We start from the raw sequence: 7,901 nt of genomic DNA, 5'->3' as shown, positions 1-7,901 counted from the left end.
CCGGCCCCGCCCGCGCCCGGCCGCCGCCGGTCGCGGGGGGGGGGGCGGTGCGCCTGCCGTCGCGGCCTGCGCCCGGTTGGCGCCCGCGTCTCGTCATCCGGCCCGCCCTGCCCGATGCCGAGCTGATCGGTTAGAAAGGTGGGGACCCGGCCGCCCCCCCGATGCGGGCGCCTCCGGGACGCCGCTCCACCCACCGTCGATGCCCAACCCAGAGGTCGTACGCACATGCCCGCCGCCGCAGCCCCCTGGCTGCTCCTCGCCGTCTTCTCCGGCACCCTGATCTCCCTGCAGGCCCGTATCACCGGGGAGCTCGCCGCCGGGCTCGGCGGTGACGGTTTCGCGGCCGCGGTGATCTCGTTCGGCTCAGGGTTCGCGGTGCTGGCCCTCGGTCTCCTGGTGCTGCGAAAGCCTCGCCGTGGCGCGGGCCTGGTGCTGTCGGACGTACGCGGCGGGCGGCTCAGGTGGTGGCAGGTGCTCGGCGGATTCGGCGGTGCGGCCTTTGTGCTCACGCAGGGGCTGACGGTCGGCGCGCTGGGGGTCGCACTGTTCACGGTCGCGATCGTCGCGGGCCAGGTCACGGGAGGGCTGCTGTTCGACCGGATGGGGCTCGGGCCTGCCGGACCGCAGCGGCCCACGCGGCGCCGGGTCGTCGGCGCGGTGCTTGTGCTCGCGGCCGTGGGTCTGTCGATGGCGGACAAACTGGGCGGCGGGTTCCCGTACGCCCTGCTGTCGCTCCCGCTGGTGGCGGGCGTCTGCGTGAGTTGGCAGCAGGCGGTCAACGGGCATGTGAAGAACGCCGCGGGATCCGCGTACACCGGAACGTTCTTCAACTTCCTCGCGGGTACGGGCGCGTTGAGCGTCGTCTTCCTGGTGCACGCCGTGGCGACGGGGCTTCCCTCCCGTCTGCCGGCCGAGCCGTACCTCTATCTCGGTGGTCTGGTCGGCATCTCCTTCATCACCGTCGCGGTCGCCACGGTGCAGAAGCTCGGCGTCCTGGTGCTCGGACTGTGCACGATCACCGGCCAGTTGGTCGGTTCCCTCGCCCTCGACCTGCTGCTGCCGCACGGTGACACGCGGGTCACGGCGGCCACGGTCGCGGGCGTCGTGCTCGCGCTCGCGGCGGTCTCGGTCGCGGCGCTCTCGGGTACGCGGACGAGCCGGGTCGTCGCCACGGCCCCTAACGCAGCACGGCCGACAGCAGATCCGTGCCCAGCGTCGTCATCGCGGGCAGGTTGAGGGTGTAGCGGATGTAGCGACCCTGCCGTTGGGCCGTCAGCAGGCCGGCACGGCGCAGTACGGCGAGGTGGCGGGAGACCTCCGGGGCCGTCAGCTCCCAGGCGTGGGCCAGTTCGCCGGTGGTGTGCGGGCCGCGGGCCAGGGTGCGCAGGAGGCGCAGCCGTATCGGATGGGCGAGCGCCTCAAGCCGCAGCCCGACCGTCTCCAGCGATACCGGCTCCGGAGGGTTCGGCTCGGCCACGGGGTACTGCACCACCGGCTGCCACCCGGGCGTGTGGACCACCGCCAGGTGCGGACTGCCGAAGACACTGGGGATGAAGGTGACCCCGCTGCCGTGGGCGGCGGTCGCCTTGTCCTGGAGCTTGTCCACGGTGATGTGGTCGCCGTCCGGTGCCAGGGTGAGCGCGCCGGAGACCGACGCGAGTGCCGCCGCCAGGCCCTGCCGCTTCAGCAGATCGTTCTTCACGCGCAGGTCGGTGGCGAGCTGTACGGCGACACCCGCCCAGGCGGCGTCGAAGAAGGCCCCGGCGCACCGTTCCAGGCTGTGCCGCACCCGTGCCCGCACGGCGGCGGGGTCCGCGAGCAGCCGTTCCACGAAGGCCTCTTGGCGCGGGCCGCGGGCCTGGGCAAGGTCCAGGGCCCGCTCGCGCGCGGTCGCGTCGGTGAGCGGCGACGGCACGGCGAGGGGGACCCGGTTGCTGCCGCAGGTGGTGATGAGCGCGGCGGTCACATACGTTTCGTCGTCGATCCGGTCCACGTCGTCCAGCTCCTCGGCGAGGCTCGGCCGGGGCCGGGCCGGGAGCAGGAAGTCGGCCTGTGAGGACCGCCAGAGGAACTCCGACTCGCGCAGCCGCTCGGCGAGCTCCGGCGCCAGGCCGGCCCAGACGTCCGCGGCCCAGTCGGCGAGCCGCGGATGATGCCCGGGTTCGGCGAGCACGTGCAGCATCGCGGTCAGCTCGGCCAGCGGGGAGGTCGCGAACCGCACCTGCTCGGACGGCAGGCCGGTGATGTCGATGCGCAACGTCATCCCTTCATCATCGCTGGCCGCACGGCCGGTGCAGCCGTGGATTGACGGAGTCCGTCAACCCACGTGCCCCACCGGGCGGCCGACCGCACGGTGTGCTCCATGCCCACGACCACCAAGATCCGCCCCCGCGCCCTCGTCCGCGCGTCAGGAGGCCCCCGCTATGCCGCCGCTCTGGCCGTGGACGCGCTCGGCACCGGCCTGCTGCGGCCCTTTCTGCTGCTCTACGGCGTGACAGTGCTGAGCCTTTCGGCACCGGCCACCGGCATCGCCATGACGGCCGGCATCGTCGCGGGTCTGCTGTGCATGCCCGCGGTGGGCCGCTGGCTCGACCGGGGCGCACGCAGCACGGTCGTGGCGGCGTCGATGCTGGTGCGGGTGGCCGGCGTGGCGCTGCTCCTCGCCACCCCGGCAGGCCATGTCTGGCTGTTCGCGACGGCCGCGCTCCTCCTCGGCATCGGCAACCAGGCCTGGCCGGCCGCCCACGCGGCCCTCGTCGCCACGGTCGCCCACGGCCGCGAACGCGACGCCGCGCTCGCCGGAGGCCGCGCCCTGCGCAACGCCGGCATGGGCGTGGGCGCGCTCATCGCCACCGCATGCCTGGCGGGCGGCAGCACCGCCCTGCAGGCGCTGGCCGCCGTCACGGGTCTCGCCTATCTCGCCGCGGCGGCCTTGGCGTGGTCGGTCCACCTGCACGCGCGCCCGGCCGCTGCCCCCGCCGAGGCCGACGGCCCCGTACCTCGGATGCGCACGCTGCTTGCCGCCAATGTGGTCTACGTCTTCTGCCTCAACGTCCCCGAAATCGCGCTCCCCCTGGTCCTGGTGACGCAGTTGCACGCATCGCCGGTCTGGTCGGCGGGCATCTTCGTGGCCAACACGGTCCTGGTGGTCACCCTGCAGGTCCCGGTCACCGTCCTGCTGTCCCGCTACTCCCGGCGGACCGTCCTGGCTCTCGGCGGAGTGGTGCTCGCCGCGTCCTACCTCGGCTTCCTCGCGGCCACCTCGCCGGGACACGGCTGGGGCGCTCCGGCCGTCGCCGCCGTGTCCGTGCTCTGCACCATCGGCGAGATCATCTACGCGGGCAGCGCCACCGCCCTCGTCACCGCCCTCGCCCCGGCCCATGCCCTGGGGCGCACCCTCGCCCGCTTCGAGCTCTCCACGGGCTTCGGCCTCGCCGTCTCCCCGGCGGTCATCACGGCTCTGGCACCCCACGGCCCGACCGCCCTCTGGGGCAGCCTCGCCGCTGCGACGCTGCTCTCGGCCGGTGCCGTTGCCACCTAGCGGTCGGGCTCAGCAGCCGTGCCGACCGGGCCTCAGTCGCGCAGGCACGCAAGGCGGTTCGACAGCCGGGTACGTACGGGACATGCCGATCGACGCCTCTTCGGCGCGCCGCAGGCCAGAGACGAGGACCCATCGTGAGCCATCCGCCCATAGCCCCCGCTGCCCCGAAGCGGGCCATGTGGCCGCTGTACGCGGCGGGGTTCACCACCGCCTTCGGCGCGCACGGCATCGCCGCCAACCTCGGCGGTTTCTCCGCGGACGCCGTCACTTCCCTCCTGGTCCTGGGCGGTCTGCTCGCCCTGTACGACGGCGCCGAGGTTCTCCTCAAGCCGGTGTTCGGCTCGCTCGCCGACCGCATCGGCGGCAAACCGGTCCTGCTCGGCGGCCTGATCGCGTTCGCCGCCGCCTCCGCCCTGTACGCGATCGCGGACAGCCCCGGCCGGCTGTGGGCGGCCCGCCTGGGCCAGGGCGCGGCGGCCTCCGCGTTCTCCCCGTCCGCCTCCGCGCTGGTGGCCCGCCTCAACCCGGCGGCCAAACGCGGGCGTGCGTTCGGCAGTTACGGCTTCTACAAGTCCATCGGCTACACCCTCGGCCCGCTGCTCGGCGGCGTCCTGGTCTGGGCGGGCGGCCTGCGCCTGCTGTTCACGGTGATGGCCGTGTGCGCGGCGGCCGTCGCACTGTGGGCCGCGCTCGCCGTCCCGGCCGTACCGCCACTCCCCCGCAAGCGACAGACCGTCGCCGACCTCGCGCGGCGCCTGGCCGACCGCTCCTTCCTCGCCCCGACCGCCGCGCTCTCCGTCGGCGTGGGGTTCCTGCCCGTCTCGGGAGCCGCGGCCGGGCTCGGCACCGTGGCCACCGGCGCCGCCGTCTCCGTCCTCGCCGCCACCGCCGCCGTCGTCCAGCCCAAGGCGGGACGCGCCCTGGACGCCGGACGCCTGAGCACCCGTACCGGGCTACTGGCCGGACTGCTCATCACCGCCGCAGGACTCGCCGCCGCGATGCTGCCCGGCCTGGCCGGGGTCCTGCTGGCCGCCTCCCTCATCGGCACCGGCACCGGTCTTATCACCCCGCTCGGCTTCGCCGCGCTCGCCGCCTCGACGCCGGAGGAGCGCATGGGCCAGACCATGGGCTCGGCCGAACTCGGCCGCGAACTGGGCGACGCCGGCGGCCCGTTGCTCGTGGCGGGCGTCGCCACCGCCGCCACCCTCACCTACGGCTACGCGGCCCTGGCCGTTCTCCTGGCCGCAGGCGCACTGCCCGCCCTGGGCGGCCGCCGCCGAGCGGCAGACGGCCGGAACGCCGGAGGGTCAGTCTCCCGTTGACACCGCAGGCGGGCTCATGGGCAAGGCCAGGTGGTCGACCACGTCGTGCAGGTTCGAGCGGCGGTGGTAGACGGCGCGTTGGCGGTCGGCCCCGTTGCCCTCGGCGCACAGGCGCGCCCAGCCGGCCCTGACCACGTCCAGGTCGCCGTGGCGGTGCAGGGCGGGCCGGATCCAGGACAGCATCCGCCGGACGTGCGTCCGCGCCGGGAGGAGGCGGCCGGTGAGCGGGTCGACGCCGTGGCCCGTCAGCCCGTCGCGGGCCGCGCGCCAGCAGGCCGCGCGCAGCAACTCCGGCTCGGGCCGCGGTGCCGGCTCACCGGACGCGATGGCTCGGAGCGCGGTGGCCGCCAGTGCCCGTACGACGGCGGCGAGCAGGGCGGTGTCCTCGACGGCGCACGCCGCGTCGGCGATGCGGACCTCCAGGGTGGGCACGTGATGGGAGGGTCTGATGTCCCAGTACAGGGCCGTGCGGTCCATGATCGCGCCGGTGGCCACACAGCGGCCCACGAGTTCGTCGAAGTGGGCCGGGGACTCGAAGTACGGGGGTGGGCCCGCGACCGGCCACCGCGCCCAGACCATCGTGCGCCAGCTCGCGTAACCGGTGTCCCGCCCTGCCCAGTACGGCGAGTTCGCGAGGAGGGCGACGAGGACCGGTAGCCAGGGCCGCAGCCAGTTGCTGACCTTAAGAGTCCCTGCCGGATGGTCCGGCAGGCCGATGTGGATGTGGCAGGCACAGACGGTCTGTTCGTCGTCAAGGGCGCGGAAGTCCGCGACGCTCCGCCTGTAGCGCGCGTCCGGAACGACGGGAGGCGGCGCAGACTCGTCGATGACCGGCGTCCCGCTGGAGATGGCGCGCACCCCCTGCTGCTCGGCGGCAACGCCGACCGCGCCCCGCATGGCGCGCACCTGCTCCGCCAGTGCGGACAGGTCGGTGTGCGCATCGGTCCGCGCCTCGACCTGATAGCGCGTCAGTTCCGTACCGACCCGCGTACCGAGTTCGGGCGCGGCCGCGGCCACCACCTTCACGCTGTGCGGAGCGAGCTTCCGGAACACCGGGTCGACCAGCAGGTATTCCTCCTCCAGACCCACCGTCAGCTGTTCCGGCGCTGCCTGCACGGACGTCCTCCCTCGATGTCGGCCGCAAGGGGCGGTCTTGCGCGCAGGGGGCGGCTCCGGCTCCACTGGGCAGGGGTGGTGACCATGATGTCACGGCCGGTAACCACAGGGCAGGGCGCATTCCGGGCATGCAGCCAGGCGTGCCCGGGTGCGGATCCTCCACACGACGAGGGGCTTGGCGTGGACGAGCGGACCCAGGTGCTGGTCGCCGGCGGCGGACCGGCAGGCGCCACCGCCGCAACCCTGCTCGCCCGGCAGGGCTTCGATGTGACCCTGCTGGAACGGGACCGGTTTCCCCGCTACCACATCGGGGAGTCCCTGCTGCCCTCGCTGCTGCCCGTACTGGACGTGATGGGCGCACGCGAAGCGGTCGAGCGCCACGGCTTCACCCGCAAGACCGGAGCCTTCTACGGCTGGAGCGGGCAGGAGTGGCAACTGCGGTTCGACACTTCGGACCGGCCCGCCGCCTACAGCTTCCAGGTCATCCGCTCCGAGTTCGACCGTCTGCTCCTGGACCATGCCCGCGCGCAGGGAGTGCGGGTGCGCGAGGAGACACAGGTACGCCGGGTCGGATTCGACGGCGACCGCACGACCTCGGCCACCTGGACCTCCCGGGACGGCCGCGCCGGACAGACGCACTTCCGGTGCCTCGTCGACGCCTCCGGCCGGGCCGGGGTCCTGGCCGCACGTCAGCTGCGCACGCGCCGGTTCCACGACGTCTTCCGCAATGTCGCCGCCTGGGGATACTGGCGCGGCGCCGCGCCCCTGCCGGGCGCACCGGAGGGCGCGATCGGCGTCTTCTCCCTGCCCGAGCACGGATGGATCTGGGCCATCCCCCTCCATGACGGCACCCTCAGCGTGGGCCTGGTGACGGACAAGCGCTCCTTCAGCCGGGCACGCGATCAACACGGCTCCGTCGACCGCCTCTACGCGGAGGCGCTCACCCAATGCCCGCTGCTCGAGCGCATGTTGGGCGGTGCGCAGCGCGTCTCGGACCTCAAGGTGGAGAGCGACTACTCCTACGTGGCCGAGGAGTTCTGCGGCCCCGGCTACTACCTCACCGGGGACGCCGCCTGCTTCTTGGACCCCCTGCTGTCCACGGGCGTCCATCTGGCCATGTACAGCGGGCTGCTCTCCGCCGCCGCGATAGGCAGCGTGCTGCGCGGCGAGATCGACGAGGCCTCGGCCCAGCGCTTCTACCGCACCGCCTACCGGCACGCCTACGAGCGCCTGCTCATCCTGGTCGGCGCCTTCTACCGGATCCACGACGGCCGCGACGCGTACTTCCGCAAGGCCCAGACCCTCAGCCACCGCGACCAGCAGGACCTGCGTCTGCACGAGTCGTTCCTCAACATCGTGACCGGCGTCGAAGACCTCGGCGACGCCCAGGACGAGGCCGTCGCCACCCTCATCGACAGACTCCGCCGGCCTCTCGACGGGCACCGCGCGCAGGGCCTTGGCGGCCACGGAACCAGCCACATGGTCCCGCTGCCCACCCGCCCCGAACAGGCGTCGGCCGGCCTCTACCTCACCCTCGACCCCGTGGGCCTCCGCCGGGCGGCGGCCGACCGCCCATGACGGCCGCCGCTCTCCTCCCGAGGGCTGCCTCACACCGCCGGGACGGCGGACCTGTCAGCCGCGTTCCGGCTGAGCACGGCCGCTCCCCGCGCTCGTCAGAATCGCGCTCGCGACAACGTCGAAGAGGCGGTCGGCGCGCGTCGCGAGCGAGGGCTGATCGCCGAGCCAGGCGAGCATGGCCACCAGCCCGAACAGATCGGCGCCATCGGCATCACTGCGCGCCACGCCGGCGGCCTGGGCGCGGGCGAGGAGCCGCGCACCGGCCGCGCACCGGCCGCGCGCAGGGTGACGCACGAGGCGTGGAGTGCGGATTCGGTGTCCTCGATGGCGGCCGCCCACAGCAC

General features: G+C 73.8%; 6 protein-coding genes and 1 pseudogene. 4 read left to right on the top strand and 3 right to left on the bottom strand.

Annotation, left to right across the window (positions count from 1 at the left end; translation table 11 throughout):
* Positions 1-225 precede the first annotated feature (225 nt).
* A complete protein-coding gene (locus ACFWY6_RS42550) occupies positions 226-1,236 on the top strand; it encodes a DMT family transporter (protein WP_384702389.1) in 1,011 nt (336 codons plus the stop codon).
* Here ACFWY6_RS42550 and ACFWY6_RS42545 read toward each other — a convergent pair.
* Positions 1,178-2,263 carry a DUF5937 family protein gene (locus tag ACFWY6_RS42545; protein WP_384702386.1) on the bottom strand — a complete coding sequence of 362 codons (1,086 nt, stop codon included), beginning with the start codon at positions 2,261-2,263 and terminating at the stop codon, positions 1,178-1,180. The genes ACFWY6_RS42550 and ACFWY6_RS42545 overlap by 59 nt on opposite strands.
* 99 nt (positions 2,264-2,362) lie before the next feature.
* Between ACFWY6_RS42545 and ACFWY6_RS42540 the strand changes: the two genes are divergently transcribed.
* Both ACFWY6_RS42540 and ACFWY6_RS42535 read left to right on the top strand, forming a co-directional pair.
* Positions 2,363-3,541, top strand: a complete 1,179-nt coding sequence (locus ACFWY6_RS42540; RefSeq protein ID WP_384702383.1) for an MFS transporter — start codon at positions 2,363-2,365, stop codon at positions 3,539-3,541.
* 176 nt (positions 3,542-3,717) lie between these two features.
* Entirely contained in the window at positions 3,718-4,863 is a 1,146-nt protein-coding gene (locus tag ACFWY6_RS42535; RefSeq protein WP_384702393.1) for an MFS transporter, read from the top strand.
* On the opposite strand, the gene ACFWY6_RS42530 is transcribed toward ACFWY6_RS42535, so the two are convergent.
* The gene (locus ACFWY6_RS42530; protein ID WP_384702380.1) at positions 4,849-5,979 is read right to left on the bottom strand and encodes a glutamate--cysteine ligase; all 1,131 of its coding nucleotides are present in this window, start codon (positions 5,977-5,979) and stop codon (positions 4,849-4,851) included. The genes ACFWY6_RS42535 and ACFWY6_RS42530 overlap by 15 nt on opposite strands.
* A gap of 180 nt (positions 5,980-6,159) precedes the next feature.
* Between ACFWY6_RS42530 and ACFWY6_RS42525 the strand changes: the two genes are divergently transcribed.
* A complete protein-coding gene (locus ACFWY6_RS42525; protein ID WP_384702377.1) occupies positions 6,160-7,557 on the top strand; it encodes an NAD(P)/FAD-dependent oxidoreductase in 1,398 nt (465 codons plus the stop codon).
* Positions 7,558-7,611: 54 nt separating this feature from the next.
* On the opposite strand, the pseudogene ACFWY6_RS42520 reads toward ACFWY6_RS42525, so the two are convergent.
* Positions 7,612-7,901: pseudogene (locus ACFWY6_RS42520) on the bottom strand (TetR family transcriptional regulator); the annotation flags it as partial.

Origin of the sequence: Streptomyces sp. NPDC059037 (assembly GCF_042740015.1) — a bacterium.
In the GTDB taxonomy this organism is placed as follows: Bacteria; Actinomycetota; Actinomycetes; order Streptomycetales; family Streptomycetaceae; genus Streptomyces.
The sequence above is the reverse complement of the archived record's forward strand: the minus strand, read 5'-3'. Positions and strand labels throughout refer to the sequence as shown.

Excerpts from the sequence above, each read along its gene's own strand:
- ACFWY6_RS42540 (WP_384702383.1), top strand. The coding sequence starts at position 2,363 with ATGCCCACGACCACCAAGATCCGCCCCCGCGCCCTCGTCCGCGCGTCA.
- ACFWY6_RS42545 (WP_384702386.1), bottom strand. The coding sequence starts at position 2,263 with ATGACGTTGCGCATCGACATCACCGGCCTGCCGTCCGAGCAGGTGCGG.
- ACFWY6_RS42550 (WP_384702389.1), top strand. The coding sequence starts at position 226 with ATGCCCGCCGCCGCAGCCCCCTGGCTGCTCCTCGCCGTCTTCTCCGGC.
- ACFWY6_RS42535 (WP_384702393.1), top strand. The coding sequence starts at position 3,718 with ATGTGGCCGCTGTACGCGGCGGGGTTCACCACCGCCTTCGGCGCGCAC.